The organism is uncultured Ellagibacter sp. (genome assembly GCF_934636505.1).
In the GTDB taxonomy this organism is placed as follows: domain Bacteria; phylum Actinomycetota; class Coriobacteriia; order Coriobacteriales; family Eggerthellaceae; genus Ellagibacter.
Map to the genome: position 1 here is coordinate 17,149 of NZ_CAKUAL010000007.1, position 15,797 is coordinate 32,945.

Here is a 15,797-nt window from a genome sequence, read left to right on the forward strand (position 1 = left end):
TCTACTCCTTTGCGGCGTCGTTCGCTTCGAATGCTTTCAGTGTCTCGAGCTCCATGGCGTCGACGAGAACCTCGCGCGGCTTGCTGCCGTTGGGCGGACCGACAACTCCATGTTCCTCAAGCATGTCCATTATACGACCTGCTCGCGAATACCCCACCTTCAAGCGCCTTTGAATGTTCGAGGTCGATCCGAGACCCGATGACACGACGATGTCGGCCGCTTCCCAGATAAGCGGGTCGTCCTCCTCCACCGTGCCGCCTGAACCGTCGGGCGACTGCGAGAGGTTCGTCACGATGTTGGTCTTCAAAATCTCGGAGTGGTACTCGGGCTGTCCCTGTTCCTTCAGCGCGTCGACGACGGCATTGATCTCGTCCTCGGAGACATAGCACCCCTGGATACGCTGCGGTTTCGCGTACTCCGGCTTACTGAAGAGCATGTCGCCAAGGCCGATGAGGTTCTCGGCGCCAGGGGTGTCCAAAACGACGCGCGAGTCGATGCCGGAGGCCACGTTGAACGCGATGCGGTTCGTGATGTTCGCCTTGATGAGGCCCGTCACCACGTTGGTTGAGGGGCGCTGAGTCGCCACGATGAGGTGGATGCCCGCGGCACGGGCAAGCTGCGCGATGCGGCTGATGGAGAACTCGACTTCCTTGCCGACGTTCATCATAAGGTCGGCAAGCTCGTCGATGATGATCACGATATAGGGAAGCTGTGTGGCGAGCTCCTCGGGAACGGGCTCTTCGGTTGCCTCCGCGTTCTCTATCGCTGCGTGAACCTTCGCGTTGTATTGGCCGATGTTTCTGGCGCCGACCTTCGAGAAGACCTTCAGACGGCGCTCCATCTCGGCAACGCCCCAGGCGAGCGCGCTCGCTGCCTCCTTCGCCTCGGTCACGACCGGAACGTAGAGATGGGGAATGCCGTTGTAGGGTGTGAATTCAACGCGCTTCGGGTCGATCATGATGAAGCGGACCTCCGCGGGCGTCGCGCGCATGAGAATCGACATGATCATCGCGTTGATGGACACCGATTTGCCGGAGCCGGTTGTGCCGCCGATGAGCAGGTGGGGCATCTTCGCGAGGTCGGTGATGATCGACGTGCCCTCGACATCTTTGCCGATGGCCATGAGCAGCGGGCCGCCTTCGGCGTCCTTGAGAACATCGCCTAGAAAGACGGTCTGTCGAGTACGGTTAGGTACCTCGATACCGACGTAGTTCGTTCCGGGAATAGGCGCAAATATGCGAACACCCGGGGCGGCGAGCGCGAGCGCGATGTCGTCGGAGAGCGCCGTGACGCGGCTCACGCGCACGCCTGCAGGAAGGTCTACTTTGAAGAGCGTGACCGTGGGGCCTGCGACCCACCCGACGACGTCGGCCATGATATGGAAGTCGGCGAGCGTTTCCTGCAGGTGGGCAGCCGTATCTTGGAGCTCGATCTCGGACGCACGGTCCTTCTCGGGGTCGTTGGAATAGGAAAGCAGGTCCATCGAGGGCAGCGTGAACCCTTCGAGCGGCGTCGGGGCACTTGCGGGCAGTTTCGCGCGCGCCGCCCTCTTGGGCTTGGGCGCTTCTTCTTGCGGTGCCGCTGCGTCGGAGTCAGCCTTTTTGCCGAGCTTTCGCGTGAGCGATGATGACGTGCCCTCGATGGGCTCGATCCTGCGGGTCGGCATCGAGGCAGGTTGAGCCTCTCCCCCATCGGAAGTGCTCGCCTGTTGCTCCTCGAGCTCGGCGAGGCGAGCCGCCTTGCGCTCTGCGCGGCCGAGGGTTCGGGTTTTCGCGGAGGAAGACGTTCCCTGTGCGATTGATTCGGGGGTTGCCAGGGGATGCGCGGCGATGACCCGCGTCTCGGCACTGCCGTCGACCTCGGGAGCTTCCTCATCTGCCGTATCGATTCCCTTTGAGTTGCGGCGAATTCTTGCGAAGGGCATAGAAGACCCCGCACCTTCCTCTGTTCGGCGCTCGGCGCGGCTTTCCCTGATTTTCTCAATGAGCTTGGAGATGGAGAAACCGATGATGCACACGCCGGCAACAGCGACGCCGATGACGATGACCATCGAGATGACCTGCCCGAACAGGGTGATTCCGAGCCAGGCGATGCCTGCTCCGATATAGCCGCCCCGAACGGTCAGCTCGTGCTCGCTGAAAAGTATGCTTGCGAGGTCGGCCCCTTCAGGCAAAGGCGTTGCGAGCGCGAACACCGCGAGAAGTGCGACGAAGACGAGCGCAAGGCCTACCGCCACGCGGGTCGGCACGCGTTCGGCTTCGAAGCGGATGAGGAAGGTGATTCCGATTGCGAGCAAAAATAACGGCAGGATATAGGCCCCGATACCGAGCGTGAGATGAAGCGCGCTCGAGATGAAGGAAGTCACGATAGCGTCGGAGCGCATGACAGCCGCGATGAAGAGCACGACCGCCGCGACCGTGAAGGCGATGCCCACGATATCGCGTTTCGCGTACTCGTCGATGAGCTTGCGGGAATCGCGCTCGGCGTCAGCCGCCTTCTGGGCGCGGGGGTTGCGCCCCTTGCGCGTGCCCGGCTTCCCGGACCCCGCACCTTGCGAGCGACGGTTCGCGGCGGTGTTCCTCGACGACGAAGATGGCTTCCGAGCCACTATTGCTCCTAACTGGTTCGTTGGTGCTGCGTGTTTGCGAAGCAGGCCCCCGCGTCGCTGGGGCGCAGGGGCATGTTGGGTCGTTTAAATCTCAAGCAGGTTGGCGATAACCATGGGGCGCTGCTTGGTGCGCTCCCACAGCAGGGACAAAAGCGCGTCGCGTGCGGCCTTCTTGGCCTCCTTGAGCGTGGCGTTCTTGCCAAGCGCCTTGCGAAGCGCGCTCTTCACGGCAGCTTCTGCGTCGCGCGCGAGGTAGGCGTCGTCTCCGCCGGTGATGCCGCGCATCTCCACCTGGACCTCGCCTTGTACCTCGTGGCGCGAAAGCGAGACGGCAGCCGCAATGCAAGCAAAGCCCTGCTCGCCGAGTGCGCAGCGCTCGTCGAGGACGTCTTGCGAGGTGTCGCCGACCGAAAGCCCGTCGACGTAGACGATGCCGCTCTGAACAACCTCGCCACGATGGACGCCGCGGGGAGTGAGCTCGAGCGATTCGCCGTTCTCGCACAAAAAGATGTTGTCCTTAGGTACGCCGGTTGCTTCCGCAAGGCGAGCGTGGGCGCGTAGGTGCGTCGACTCTCCGTGGACGGGCATAAAGGATTTCGGCTGCACGATCGAGAGGACGATTTTGAGCTCCTCAGCACCCGCGTGTCCCGAAACATGGACGCGCGCACGACTCTTGTCGTACACGTCCGCGCCGATCTTCGCGAGCGAGTTGATGACGCGCGTGACAGCCTTCTCGTTGCCAGGGACAGGCGTCGCCGAGATGATGACGGTGTCGCCTTCCTCGATATCGATCGTCTTGTGCTCGCCGTTCGCGATGCGCGCGAGGGCCGAGAGCGGCTCGCCCTGGCTGCCCGTGCACATGATGACGACCTTCTCGGGCGGGATGCCCTTCAGCTCGTAAGCATCGATGAGGTCCTCGTCGGGAATGTTGAGATATCCCAGCTTGCGAGCGATATCGGTGTTCTGCACCATCGAGCGGCCTGTGACGACAACCTTGCGGCCGTTCGCGCGCGCGGCGTCGCAAATCTGCTGCATGCGGTGGATATGGCTCGCAAACGATGCGATGATGACACGCTGCTTCGCCTGGCTGATGATGCGGTTCAGGGTCTTACCTACTTCGGCCTCGCTCGGCGTGAACGTGGACTTCGTCGCGTTTGTGGAGTCGCTCATCATGAGGTCGACTCCGATTTCGTGGTAGCGCGCAAGCGCACCGAAGTCGAAGTGGACGCCGTCGATCGGGGTCTGGTCGAGCTTGAAGTCGCCGGTGTGCAGCACGTTGCCAGCCGGGCTCTGTAGAAACACGCCCACGGCGCCGGGAATCGAGTGGTTCACAGCGAAAAACTCCGTCGTGAAGCAGCCCATCTTCACCTGCTGGCCGGGCTTGATTTCAACGAGCTTAGCGTTCTTGATACGGTGCTCGGCGAGCTTTCCCTCGATGAGGCCGAGTGTGAGCTTGGTCGCATAGATGGGAACCGGGCGATCGAGATCCTTCAGAAGGTACGGGATCGTGCCCGTGTGGTCCTCGTGGCCGTGCGTGATGACGATGCCGCGCAGCTTGTCGGCGTGCTCGAGCACATAGGTGTAGTCCGGCAGGATAAGGTCGACGCCGGGATGATTGTCGTCGGGGAACATAAGGCCCGCGTCATCGACGATCATGTCGTTTCCGCATTCGAACACGGTCATGTTCTTGCCGATGGCGTCAAGACCGCCAAGAGGGATGATCTTCAGTTTGGCCTTGGGGTCCTTGCCCGCGCTCGATGAACGCTTCTTTTGGGTGGGCTTGCGCTTCTTCTGAGCGCCGTCGCCCGCTTCCCCACCCTTGGTGAGCTGGGGGCGTTTATGCTCGAGCTTCACGTGCTTGTATGTTTTGGTTTTCTTTCCCTTCTCCGCGGCACCGTTGTCGGGCTGCCGAGAAGCTGATTCGGTATGTTTTTCCTTTTCCATATATTTCCTTTATCACGGTACGCGAACGCCCGCAGGCGCAATTCACCTGCGGGCGTTCGCGCTGATCGATTAAAGGACGCCGACCTCGCGCATGATCGATGCGAGGCGTGCCGATTGCTCGGCGGTGGCGTCGATAAGCGGCAGGCGCACGCCGCCGACGGGGAAGCCGACAAGCTTGAGGGCTTCCTTCACAAGAATGGGGTTCGAGGTCTCGAACAGGCCGTTCATAAGCGGCAGAAGCGCTTCGTGGGCAGCCCATGCCTCGTCCCACTTGCCTTCGGCGCACTTCGTGACGAGCTCCTTCATGCGCTCCGGCGCGACGTTGCCGGTGGTCGAGATGACACCCGCACCGCCGAGGCGCATGACGTCATAGGTTGCGGAGTCGTCACCGGAATACACGCTGAAGCCCTCGGGGGCAGCAGCGGCGATGGTTGCGATCTGGTCCATCTTGCCGGACGCTTCCTTCACGGCGATGACGTTCTCGCAATCGTTGGCGAGGCGCAGCGTGGTCTCAGCTTCCATGTTGACAACGCAGCGGCCCGGGATGTTGTAGAGGATAATGGGGAGCTCCACCGCATCCGCAATGGTCTTGAAGTGCTGGTACATTCCCTCTTGCGGGGGCTTGTTGTAGTACGGGACGACGCACATGAAGCCGTCGACTCCAAGTTTCGCCACGTCCTTGGCGAAATCGACGGTGTCGGCCGTGCAGTTGTCCCCCACGTTGGCGATGACGGGGGCCTTGCCGCCGATCGCCTCGACGACGGCGTGGAAAAGCTCGATCTTCTGAGGGTAGAAGACCGTGGGGCTCTCGCCGGTGGTTCCATTGATGATAAGCGAGTCGTTACCGCCTTCGATAAGGCGCGTGGCAAGTGCCTGCGCGCGGTCGAGGTCGAGTTCGCGCTCATCGTTGAAGGGCGTGACCATAGCGGTAATCAGGCGACCGAAGCGGGGTTCAACGTTCGACATGGGCGTCTCCTTAATTCATGCGTGCGCCTCCCCGCCATAAAGGCAAGGAGGCGAACATATGCTCGATTTATCTATTATGCCAAAGTGCGCAGGGCGGATTACGCCTCATGCATGAAGTTCTCCAAACCTACAATCAGGCCCTCACGAGCACCGACGCTCCTGATACCCAGCAAAACGCCGGGCATATAGGACGCTCGGTCCCAGGAGTCGTGACGGATGGTGAGCGTCTGCCCCATCGATCCGAAGATAACCTCCTGGCTTGCGACGTAACCCATCGAGCGCACGGAGTGCACCGGAACGCCCGAGACGAGTGCGCCGCGCGCACCTTCAGCACCTGGAAGTTCCGTCTCGGCCCCAGGCGCCTCGCTTGCGCGGCCGCCGCGGGCATCTGAGATGATTTGCGCCGTGCGCATGGCCGTTCCCGAAGGCGCATCCTTTTTGTTGCAGTGGTGCATCTCGATGACTTCCGCCTCGGGGAAGTAAGGGGCTGCCGCCTTGGCGAACTCCATCATGAGCACCGCGCCCGTCGTGAAGTTCGGGGCGTAGAACAAGCAGGTCCCGGAAGGAGCGAGCGCGGCGAGTTCGTTGAGCTTCTCATCGGAGAGTCCCGTCGTGCCGACGACGCAATCGATGCCCGCAGGCAGCGCACAGCGAAGGTTTCCCTCGATGACGCTCGGCTGCGTGAAGTCGACGACGACGTCGAACCCGCCGGCAGCCACAGCCTCCTCCATCGAGGAGTAGACCGTGAACGTCGCCCCCTCTTTGGGGAAGGGGTCGATGCCGCAGGCGACTTCCATGTCGTCTGCGGCGTTCACGGCGTCGATGACCGCCGAACCCATGCGGCCGAAGCATCCAGAAACAGCTACTTTAATCATGGTGTCCCCGTTTCTTTCGCAATCGGATAGTGCTAGTTTTTAAGCCTCGTGGCGACGGCGCGGCGTGCGGCCGTTGCTCGAACGCTGGCTGCGCCCGGGGCGCATGTCGCGCTCACCACGGTCGTTGTTGCGGTGAGAATGCTCGCGGCCGTTGTCGGCGGAGCCTTCCGGAGCATCGGGCTTGTCGAGGCGATCGAGCGAGATCTTGCCCGTCTTCGGGTCAACCTCGAGAACCTGCACCTTCACAATGTCGCCCAGGGAGAGGACGTCTTCGACCTTGCCCACACGGCCGTTGGCGACGCGGGAGATGTGGAGCAGGCCGTCCTTGCCCGGCGTGAGCTTCACGAAGGCGCCGAAGTCCTTGATGCCGACGACTTCGCCCTCGTAGATCTCGCCGACCTCGGGCTCCTTCACGATGCCCAAGATCATGGCCTTGGCAGCCTCGCCGGCCTTGCCCTCAACTGCGGCGATGTGGATGGTGCCGTCTTCCTGGATGTCGATGTTGGCGCCCGTTTCCTCCTGGATGCCGCGGACGACCTTGCCGCCGGAACCGATGACGTCGCGGATTTTGTCGACGGGAATGTGGATGGTCTCGATGCGCGGCGCGGTGTCGCGAAGCTCGGCGCGGGGCTCGGGCAGCTTCTCGAGCATGGCGCTCAGGATGAATGCGCGGCCTTCGTGTGCCTGCTTGAGCGCGCGGGCGAGGATGTCGACGGACAGGCCCTTAGCCTTGTTGTCCATCTGAAGTGCGGTGATGCCCTTCGACGTGCCGCAGACCTTAAAGTCCATGTCACCGAGGAAGTCCTCGAGGCCCTGGATATCGGAAAGGATGACGACGTCGTCGCCTTCCTTGATAAGGCCCATGGCGATGCCGGAGACGGGGGCTTTGATGGGCACACCCGCATCCATGAGCGCGAGAGTGGAGCCGCAGGTGGAAGCCATCGAGGAAGAGCCGTTGGATTCCATGATCTCGGAGACCACGCGGATTGCGTAGGGGAACTCGTCCTCGGAGGGGATCACGGGCAGAAGCGCGCGCTCGGCGAGGGCGCCATGGCCGATCTCGCGGCGCTTCGGCGAGCCCATGCGGCCGACTTCGCCGGTGCAGTAGGGCGGGAAGTTGTACTGGTGCATGTAGCGCTTGCCCTCGACCGGCTCGATGGTGTCGAGGCGCTGCCACTCGTTGAGCATGCCGAGCGTGCAGATGGAGAGCGCTTGGGTCTGGCCGCGCTGGAAGAGGCCGGAGCCGTGAACGCGGGGCAGGTAGCCGGGCACGATGTGCAGCGGGCGGATCTCGTCCGGACGGCGGCCGTCGGCGCGCTCGCCGGTCTCGATGACCATCTTGCGCATGGCCTTCTTCTCGAGCTTCTTAAGCGCGGCAGCGATGTCGGAGCCCCAGCTTGCGCGCTCTTCGTCGGTGAACTCGTTGGTGGTGATCTCGGCCTTCAGATCCTCGACCTTGTCCATGCGCGAGAGCTTGTCGGCATCTTTGAGTGCTGCAGACATGCGATCGAAGTACGGCTCGACGCGCTCAGCGATTTCAGGAGCGGGGGTATGGAGCTTGTACTCCATCGGGGTGGGATTGACCTTAGCGATGAACTCGGCCTGCTTGTCGCAGAACGCGGCGATCGCTTCCTGGCCGAAGGTCATGGCAGCGAGCATGTCCTCTTCCGAGATTTCCTTAGCGCCCGCTTCGACCATGGAGATGTAGTCCTTGGTGCCGGCGATGGTGAGGTCGAGGTCGGAGTTGGCGTCCTCCTCGTAGGTGGGGTTGACGATGAACTCGCCCGTTTCGGCGTTGCGGCCGATCTTGACGCAGGCGGCAGGGCCGTCGAAGGGGGCACCGCCGACAAGCAGTGCCGCCGACGCGCCGCCGACGCAGATGACGTCAGGCTGATTCTCGCCGTCGCACACGAGCGTCGTTGCGACGATGTGGACCTCGTTTTTGTAGCCGTCGGGGAAACCGGGGCGGATCGGACGGTCAATCATGCGGGCGTTCAGGGTGCCCTTCTCGGAAGGACGCGCCTCGCGCTTGAGGTAGCCGCCGGGGATGCGGCCGACGGAGTACATCTTCTCGATGTAGTCGACCGTGAGGGGGAAGAAGTCGTAGTCTTTCTCCTGCTTGGAGACGACGGCGGTCACGAGGATCGTGGTGTCGCCTTGGGTGACTAGCACGGCACCGGTTGCCTGCTTGGCCAGCTCGCCAGTCTCGAAGCGGTACTGTTTGCCGTACAGCTCGAAGGATTCGACGATCTTTTCCATGTATTCTTTCTTTCTCTTAGCCTCATGCGCCCTATTGCGCCTGAGCTTCTTCGGCTGCGGGGTACTCACATTCCCCCGCCTCCACGAGCGCGCCCGCCGGATGCGATGCGCGACCGCCTTGCATATAGCACGGGACCCGCAACTTGCGGGCCCACGTTCCAAGCTTAGATGTTGTCGCGAATACCGAGCTTCTTGATGAGTGCGCGGTACTCTTCGATGTCGCGCTCCTTGATATGCTTCAGGAGGCCGCGACGCTTACCGATGAGCTTCATCAGGCCACGACGGGTGTGATTGTCCTTCTTGTGGGACTTCAGATGCTCGGTAAGATTGCGAATGCGCTCGGAGAGGATTGCGACCTGGACCTCGGCGGAGCCGGAGTCGTTGTCGGACTTGCCGAATTCCTTGATGAGTTCGGCGGTCTTCTCCTTGGAGATGCTGAGCTTCGTTGCCATTGTTTTCCACCTTTCAAGTATCTAAGCTCTCGATCGTCCCGGGTAGGCAAGCGGGTGGCGCATGCGAACTAGGGGCGAACCAGCTGCCGTTATGACAGCCTGCTTATTGTAATGGGACGTCTTCGGTGCGGCAAGCGAGATAAGGGGCATTCCCACCTGTTCTGCACAATCTTGCCGTTATTCGGCCGCTTTCGCCTCGCGAAGGGCGTGGCAGAGCTGGTCTGCGCACGACGTAGAGCGGTTGCCGCAGGTGTTTCCGTCGAGGATCGAGCAGACATCGGCGATGCCTTTGCCCTCGACGAGTTTGGAGATTGCCTTCAGGTTGCCGTTGCATCCGCCGATGAAGTCGACGTGCTTGATCGTGTCGCCCTCGACCTCGACGTTGATGGCGCGCGAGCAAACCCCTTTGGTTCGGTAGGTGTACATTTCTTCCTCTTTTCCGTCATTTCGATTCGTAAAGCCCGCTCGTGAACATAAACGAGAGCGAGCGAAGCCTGCAGCCGACATGCTCGACGCACCATCTCTGACATAGATCGAGCACCGAGAACGCCTCGCGTACCCCCATGCGCGCGCCTGCGATGTCGGAAAACGTCGAGCGCAGAAGGAAGTTCGACCATTCGGCGGCTTGGGCGTCGATGTAGCCGGCTTCAGTATGCGCTCGACAGTGCGAGCATATCACACCGCCTTCGCGCGGGGAGAAGGCGAGCGAGCCGTCTGGCAGGGGCGTCACGGGATTTCCGCAAGCGGCGCACTCGGAGAGTACGGGTCGCACACCGGTCATGGCGAACGCCTTCAGAAGATGGCCGGCAGCGATTGAAGGCGCGCCTGCGGCGTCGGTGTTGCACATCGCCCGAAGCGCGGTCTGCGTCATCGCGAAGAGGTTCGGGCATTCGAGGCCTGCTTGCGTGGTGCGCTCGACGAGCTCGGCTATAGGGGCGGCGGCGGAGGTGCGCTCGATGTCGCCGCGCAGGGCGGCATTTCCTTCGACGAGTCGCGCCTCGGACACTACATCGAGCGAGCGGCCCTTCGCGCAGAGGACGTCTGCCACCGAGAAGAGTTCGAGCCGCGAAGCGAAGCTGCTTTTCGGCTTGCGCGCCCCCTTGGCGACCACACGAAGCTGCGAACCGTCCTCGGCAAGAAGGGTGAGGATAAGGTCGCTCTCCCCCAGCTTCGTCTTGCGCACGACGATGACGCGCGCGGTGTAGGTGGGGCGTGCCACGAGCGCTACTTCTTAAGCGATGGTTTGCTGGAGGCGATGCTGTTGTCCGAGTTCCACTTGATGGTGCCCGACTTCTGCTCCGCCGAGCCGTAAATCGTGCCGAAAAGCAGCGTGTTCTCGAACTTCTTGGCGGTGATTGTGTAGCTCACGACCCCATCGCCCTCGTAGTTCACGCTGTCGCAGGAGACCACCTCGTAGTTAATGCCGTCCATGACAACGGTTGCGCCCTTACCGAATAAGGCGTAGGTTTCGGACACGAGCTCCTTCTCGCGTGATTTCGACACGGTAATCGTCACGGTGGAGCCCGATTTCAGCTTGGTCTCCGCGGCGGGATCGGTGGAAAGCACCGTGCCCTCGGAGCTGTCTTCGGAATACTTGGTTGCGACCTCGACGGCAAAGCCCGCTTCCTTGAGCGCGGCGGTGGCGTCGTCCTGCGATTTGCCTGTGACGTCAGGCACAACGTAGGACTCGGCAACCGTGACGGTCACGGCCGTCGCCGACTTCACCTTCGTTCCTGCTTGGGGCTCGACTTCGAGCACGGTGCCCTCGGCCTCGTCGGATTTCACTGTCTTGAACGTGACGTTGCCAAGGCCCTCTTTCTCAAAGGCGGCCTTCGCCTCATCTTGAGTGCTCCCCACGATGTCGGGGACGGCACGCGGGGTCGCAATGGAGACGTTCACCGTGGTGCCGCTGGGAACGCGCGAACCTGCAGCGGGGTCGGTGATGAGAACGATGCCCTCGACTTCGTCCGATTTTACCTGCGACGTGTCGACGGCGAATCCCTTGCTCTCGAGGAGCCAGATCGCGTCAGCCTGGGCCTCCCCCGTCACATCGGGCACGGTCTTTCCTCCCCAAAGTTCCAGCGAATAAGTGACGCCGATTGCCGCGGCGGCGAGGATGGCCACAACGACGACCGCAACGATCGCGCGGGTTCTGCGGGCAGCCTTGCGTTCCTTCGCTTCCTTCTCGGCGTCGGGCGACTCGTATTTCTTCTGGGCAGGCGCGGGCTCTCCCTCGATTTTGGGAAGCTCCATCGTGTCGCCGGAGCGCCACGAGCGCGCAGGCGGAACATAACTCGAGTCGACAAGCCGCTCGAAGCCCGAAAGGTCGACGGTATTCGCCGCGTTCAGGTCGATCTTGCGCGTCTGCTCGCTGGCGAGCGAATCGCTTCCGCCGGATTGAGCAATGTCGATGCGCGGCAGGGCCTCATCGAGTGCCTCGCGTTCGGCATCGTCGATTGCGTCATGCGAGGCCGCCTGCTCGTCGGGGGTTTTCCCGAGCTCCTCGTCTTCTGCTTCCTCGATATCTTGCAATTCTGCAGCATCGTCGATGGAATCGGAGTCGTCTTCGTCGACGAGTTTGAAGGAGTTAGTCTCATCGACACCAGACGCCTTCGGGTCCTTAGCATTCAGGGGCGTAGCGGCGTCGATGACCTGCGTCTTGTCAGCATCATCCGCCTCTTTGCGCCCATCGAGCTCCTGCGCATCGCCGAGGGCCACCGCGTCGATGACCTGTGTTTTGTCGGCACACGAGAGCAGAGGGCTCCCACATTCATTGCAGAATTTAGCTCCTTCGCGATTTTCGCTTTGGCAATGAGGGCAGATCATCATGCGCGCATTCTCCCGTTCAAACGTCTCATCTGCGTTATTGTAGCTGAACGGACGTCGGTATATCGGCGTCGCTGCGCACTCCGTCCGATACGCGACAATACCTGCACAAAGCGAAGGCGGCGAGAATTAAGCGCCCTCGCCGTAGCCGAATCGGCGAATCTGCGTGGCGTCACGACGCCAGTTCTTCTTCACCTTTACGTTCAAATCGAGGAACACGCGGCAGCCGAGCAGCTGCTCGAGATCGGCTCGTGCCTCGCTGCCGATGCGCTTGATCGCAGCGCCCTTTTTCCCGATAATCATGCCTTTTTGGCTGTCGCGCTCGACGTAGATAGTGGCGAAGATGCGCTGAAGGTCCTTCTTCTTTTCGTACTGCATGTTATCGACGGCGACGCCGATCGAGTGCGGCACCTCATCGTGGAACGAGCGCAGGATCTTCTCGCGGATAAACTCGGCGATCACGACTTCCATCGGCTGGTCGGTCTGCATGTCGGGCGGGAACCATGCGGGTCCTTCGGGCAGGAAGAAGACGGCCTCCTCGACGAATGCGTCGACGTTCGCGCCGCTGCGCGCAGAGAGCGCCACCATGGCGTCCCAGGTCATAAGGGCTTCTGCTGCCTCGCGTTGGGCAGCGATTTGCTCGGGTGTCGCGATGTCGGTCTTGGAGAGCACGCAGATGCGGCGCGCCTTGCAGGCGGCGACCTGCTTGGCGACCCATTCATCGCCGCGGCCGATTGGCTGGGAGGCGTCGATCACCATGGCAACGACGTCGATGTCTTGCAGTCCCTTGAGCGCGGACTCGTTGAGCTCCTCTCCGAGGGCGTCGTGGGGCTTGTGGATGCCCGGCGTGTCGACGAGGATGAGCTGGAAATCGTCGCGCGTCAAGACGGCGCGGAAGCGGTGGCGGGTCGTTTGGGCGGTCGAGGAGGTGATGGCGATCTTCTTGCCCATGATGGCGTTCAGAAGCGTCGACTTGCCCGCGTTCGGACGTCCGACAAGGGTGGCGAAACCCGACTTGAAGCCTTCTTTTTGCATTCCTAGCACAGCAATTCTCCGATCTTGGGGACGAAAACGATAGCGGCGACGACAACCGACGCCGCAGCGAGGATGAGAGCTGCTCCCGCCGCGCAGTCTTTGGCGTGCTTCGCGAGCACGTGGTATTCAGGTGACACCAGGTCAACGACGGCTTCGATCGCGGTGTTCGCGGTCTCAGCCGCCATGACCGCGCCGATGCAGATAACGATGGCGAGCCACGAGGGGGCGTCGATACGCAGGGCGAACCCGAGCGCAACGGCGGCAACGGCGAAACCGGAGTCTATGCGCATGTTCCGCTGCTTGAAGGCGAACGCGACGCCCTCGGCTGCGCATTTGAAAGCGTGAGGGAGCGATTGGGTCATCTAGTGCTCTCCCCTCACGAGCGCTCCCGGACCGTTCATCTCGCCGAAGATGGAAAGCTCGAGCCCTCGCTTGCGCGCCCAACCGCGAAGAAGCTCCGCCTCGCGCGACTCCATGACTTCGGCCTCGTCGTCTTCGATGTGATCGTAACCGCACAGGTGTAAAAGGCCGTGGACAAGAAGGACGCTAAGCTCGCCTTCGAAGGTGGTGCCGAACTGCTCGGTCTGCCGCTCGGCGACGTCGACCGCGACGATCACGTCTCCGAGCTCGAAGGGCATCTCAGGGATTTCATCGCACTCTCCGCCCATCTCGTCGTCGAGCCCATCGCATTCGAACGAGAGGACGTCGGTGGGGCCGGTCTTTCCGCGGAATTCCTCGTTGAGGCGGGCCATCTCAACGTCGTCGATGAAGCTTATCGAGACCTCGGCGTTTTGCGGGCAGTCCTCTTGGGAGAGCACGAAGTCGGCAAGCTCGGTTACGGGGACGCTCGCGACGAGGTCCTCTTTGTATTCGCAGTTTACTTCGATGTTCATGGAAACCTCCTTGCCGCTTTAAGCGTCAGCCTTATCGTAGGCGGCGACGATCGCGGCCACGAGCGAGTGGCGCACGACGTCTTTGCCCGAAAGGCGGCAAAACGACACGTCGTCGATGTCTTTGAGGACTCGTTCGGCGTCGGCAAGCCCAGAGCGCGACCCCGGAAGGTCCCGCTGTGTCAAATCGCCGGTGATGATCATCTTCGAGTTGAAGCCGAGCCTGGTCAGGAACATCTTCATCTGCTCGGGCGTGGTGTTTTGCGCCTCGTCGAGGATGATGAAGCTGTCGTTGAGCGTGCGCCCGCGCATGAAGGCGAGCGGAGCGATCTCGATGACCCCGCTGTCGATAAGGTCGTTGGCGCGCTCCATGTCGGTCATGTCGAAAAGCGCGTCGTAGAGCGGGCGGATATAGGGGTCGACCTTCTCGTTGATCGTGCCCGGCAAAAAGCCGAGGTTCTCCCCCGCCTCAACGATGGGCCTGGTCAGGATGATGCGCCCAACCTCCTTGCGCTTGAGAGCGGCGACGGCCATCGCCATGGCGAGATAGGTTTTGCCCGTTCCCGCGGGGCCGAGCCCGAACGTGATGGTGTGGGAGCGGATGGCGTCGACGTAGCGCTTCTGGCCCGCCGTCTTCGGCCTGATGGCCCGCCCGCGAAACGTGAGTAAAATGTCCTCACGCAGCGCCTGGGGCGAGAACTCCGCGCTGCGAAGGAGCTCGATCGAGCGCAGGGCGTATTCCGGGGTTACTTCCTCGCTCCGTTCCGCGACCTTGATGAAATCGGAGAAGAGCGCGGTAAGCGACTGCACTTCGCTTTGATCGCCTGCGAGGATGATGGAGTCGCCCCTCACGGTCACGCTCGCCTCGAATGCCGATTCGACGACCCGCAGCGTCGAGTCCGCAGGTCCGACCACAAGCGCCAAATCGACGCTCGCCGGTGCAGTTAGTGTAATTTGCGTTTTGTCTGTCATGCTTGCCATTGTAGCATGCGGGCAACACGTTACCCTGATGCCCGACATTCCCCACATCACTGGATGCAGAAGGAACCATCATGACCACGATAAAGCAACTGTTCGACGAATCGCGCGCCGCTTCGCGCCCAACGCTCTCGTTCGAGATCTTCCCGCCGAAGGGCGATCTGGACCACCGCACCGCGCGCGAGGTTGCGGGGGGTCTCGCCCCCCTCGGCCCCGATTTCATCTCCGTCACCTACTCGGCGGGCGGCGGCGGCAACAAGCATTCCACCAACGATGTGGCAGAGATTATCCAGTCTGATTTCGACACGGTCTGCGTCGCGCATCTCACCTGCGCCGGGGCGACCGCGTCTTCGATTGCGGCCTCCATCGAAGATTTGCGTGCGCACAACATCGAGAACGTGCTCGCGCTGCGCGGCGACATCCCTGCAGGGGTCGAGCCCACTGAGTTCCGCTTCGCGAAGGACCTTATCCCCACACTTGCCGACGCTGGCTTCTGCGTGGGCGCTGCGGCGTATCCCGAGGGGCACATCGACTGCATCGACCCGAAGGTCAACATCGAACATCTGAAGGAGAAAGTTGATGCGGGAGCGAGTTTCCTCGTGACGCAGTTGTTCTTCGACAACGATTTCTTCTACCGTTTCCGCGAACGATGCACCTCCGCTCGCATCTACGCCCCGATTACCTGCGGCATCATGCCGTTTTTGAGCAAGCAGCAGATCCAGCGCATGGTGTTCATGTGCGGCGCCTCGCTTCCGAGCCCCATTATCAAGCTGCTCGCGCGCTACGAGGACGACCCCGCGAGCCTTCGTGCGGCGGGCATCGAGTACGCCTGCAAGCAGCTTATCGACCTAAAGGAGCACGGCGCGGACGGCCTTCATGTTTATACGATGAACCACCCCGACATCGCCCGCGCCTGCACCGAGGCGATACGCTGTGCCGGCTAGAGGCGAAACCGATTTGCGCT

Annotated in this window: 14 protein-coding genes; 1 reads left to right on the plus strand and 13 read right to left on the minus strand. The window is 61.9% G+C overall.

Annotated elements, in window-relative coordinates:
* Position 1: 1 nt before the first annotated feature.
* From Q0G18_RS01650 to Q0G18_RS01710, 13 genes are all read right to left on the minus strand, one after another.
* Positions 2-2,608, minus strand: a complete 2,607-nt coding sequence (locus tag Q0G18_RS01650) for a DNA translocase FtsK 4TM domain-containing protein (protein ID WP_297148910.1) — start codon at positions 2,606-2,608, stop codon at positions 2-4.
* Between the two features lie 84 nt (positions 2,609-2,692).
* Positions 2,693-4,552, minus strand: coding sequence for a ribonuclease J (locus Q0G18_RS01655; RefSeq protein WP_297148912.1), 1,860 nt, complete (start codon positions 4,550-4,552; stop codon positions 2,693-2,695).
* A gap of 69 nt (positions 4,553-4,621) precedes the next feature.
* Entirely contained in the window at positions 4,622-5,518 is an 897-nt protein-coding gene (dapA, locus tag Q0G18_RS01660; protein WP_297148914.1) for a 4-hydroxy-tetrahydrodipicolinate synthase, read from the minus strand.
* 98 nt (positions 5,519-5,616) lie between these two features.
* Positions 5,617-6,393: a 4-hydroxy-tetrahydrodipicolinate reductase gene (gene dapB, locus Q0G18_RS01665; protein WP_297148917.1), complete on the minus strand. Its 777-nt coding sequence runs from the start codon at positions 6,391-6,393 to the stop codon at positions 5,617-5,619.
* Positions 6,394-6,432: 39 nt separating this feature from the next.
* Positions 6,433-8,652 carry a polyribonucleotide nucleotidyltransferase gene (locus Q0G18_RS01670; protein WP_297148919.1) on the minus strand — a complete coding sequence of 740 codons (2,220 nt, stop codon included), beginning with the start codon at positions 8,650-8,652 and terminating at the stop codon, positions 6,433-6,435.
* Positions 8,653-8,816: 164 nt separating this feature from the next.
* Positions 8,817-9,104 (minus strand): 30S ribosomal protein S15, encoded by a 288-nt coding sequence (rpsO, locus tag Q0G18_RS01675; protein WP_158048528.1) that lies wholly within the window; start codon positions 9,102-9,104, stop codon positions 8,817-8,819.
* Positions 9,105-9,281: 177 nt separating this feature from the next.
* Entirely contained in the window at positions 9,282-9,530 is a 249-nt protein-coding gene (locus Q0G18_RS01680; RefSeq protein ID WP_297148923.1) for a TIGR03905 family TSCPD domain-containing protein, read from the minus strand.
* A 16-nt stretch (positions 9,531-9,546) separates the two neighbouring features.
* Positions 9,547-10,323, minus strand: a complete 777-nt coding sequence (recO, locus tag Q0G18_RS01685; protein ID WP_297148925.1) for a DNA repair protein RecO — start codon at positions 10,321-10,323, stop codon at positions 9,547-9,549.
* A gap of 5 nt (positions 10,324-10,328) precedes the next feature.
* Positions 10,329-11,933, minus strand: coding sequence for a PASTA domain-containing protein (locus Q0G18_RS01690; RefSeq protein ID WP_297148927.1), 1,605 nt, complete (start codon positions 11,931-11,933; stop codon positions 10,329-10,331).
* Positions 11,934-12,059: 126 nt separating this feature from the next.
* On the minus strand, positions 12,060-12,965 hold the full coding sequence (era, locus tag Q0G18_RS01695) for a GTPase Era (protein ID WP_276995963.1): 906 nt from the start codon (positions 12,963-12,965) through the stop codon (positions 12,060-12,062).
* Positions 12,966-12,967: 2 nt separating this feature from the next.
* Complete coding sequence (locus Q0G18_RS01700) at positions 12,968-13,327, minus strand: diacylglycerol kinase family protein (protein WP_297148929.1); 360 nt, start codon at positions 13,325-13,327, stop codon at positions 12,968-12,970.
* Positions 13,328-13,858, minus strand: coding sequence for an rRNA maturation RNase YbeY (gene ybeY / locus Q0G18_RS01705; RefSeq protein ID WP_297148932.1), 531 nt, complete (start codon positions 13,856-13,858; stop codon positions 13,328-13,330).
* Positions 13,859-13,876: 18 nt separating this feature from the next.
* Complete coding sequence (locus Q0G18_RS01710) at positions 13,877-14,827, minus strand: PhoH family protein (RefSeq protein WP_297148935.1); 951 nt, start codon at positions 14,825-14,827, stop codon at positions 13,877-13,879.
* An 80-nt stretch (positions 14,828-14,907) separates the two neighbouring features.
* Here Q0G18_RS01710 and Q0G18_RS01715 point away from each other — a divergent pair, with 80 nt between their 5' ends.
* A complete protein-coding gene (locus Q0G18_RS01715) occupies positions 14,908-15,777 on the plus strand; it encodes a methylenetetrahydrofolate reductase (protein ID WP_297148940.1) in 870 nt (289 codons plus the stop codon).
* Positions 15,778-15,797 lie beyond the last annotated feature (20 nt).

What these genes read in the sequence shown, in the direction of transcription:
- rpsO (WP_158048528.1), bottom strand. Translation starts at nt 9,104, where the DNA reads ATGGCAACGAAGCTCAGCATCTCCAAGGAGAAGACCGCCGAACTCATC.
- Q0G18_RS01655 (WP_297148912.1), bottom strand. Translation starts at nt 4,552, where the DNA reads ATGGAAAAGGAAAAACATACCGAATCAGCTTCTCGGCAGCCCGACAAC.
- Q0G18_RS01710 (WP_297148935.1), bottom strand. Translation starts at nt 14,827, where the DNA reads ATGACAGACAAAACGCAAATTACACTAACTGCACCGGCGAGCGTCGAT.
- era (WP_276995963.1), bottom strand. Translation starts at nt 12,965, where the DNA reads ATGCAAAAAGAAGGCTTCAAGTCGGGTTTCGCCACCCTTGTCGGACGT.
- Q0G18_RS01690 (WP_297148927.1), bottom strand. Translation starts at nt 11,933, where the DNA reads ATGATGATCTGCCCTCATTGCCAAAGCGAAAATCGCGAAGGAGCTAAA.
- dapA (WP_297148914.1), bottom strand. Translation starts at nt 5,518, where the DNA reads ATGTCGAACGTTGAACCCCGCTTCGGTCGCCTGATTACCGCTATGGTC.
- Q0G18_RS01715 (WP_297148940.1), top strand. Translation starts at nt 14,908, where the DNA reads ATGACCACGATAAAGCAACTGTTCGACGAATCGCGCGCCGCTTCGCGC.
- Q0G18_RS01670 (WP_297148919.1), bottom strand. Translation starts at nt 8,652, where the DNA reads ATGGAAAAGATCGTCGAATCCTTCGAGCTGTACGGCAAACAGTACCGC.
- Q0G18_RS01700 (WP_297148929.1), bottom strand. Translation starts at nt 13,327, where the DNA reads ATGACCCAATCGCTCCCTCACGCTTTCAAATGCGCAGCCGAGGGCGTC.
- Q0G18_RS01680 (WP_297148923.1), bottom strand. Translation starts at nt 9,530, where the DNA reads ATGTACACCTACCGAACCAAAGGGGTTTGCTCGCGCGCCATCAACGTC.
- dapB (WP_297148917.1), bottom strand. Translation starts at nt 6,393, where the DNA reads ATGATTAAAGTAGCTGTTTCTGGATGCTTCGGCCGCATGGGTTCGGCG.
- ybeY (WP_297148932.1), bottom strand. Translation starts at nt 13,858, where the DNA reads ATGAACATCGAAGTAAACTGCGAATACAAAGAGGACCTCGTCGCGAGC.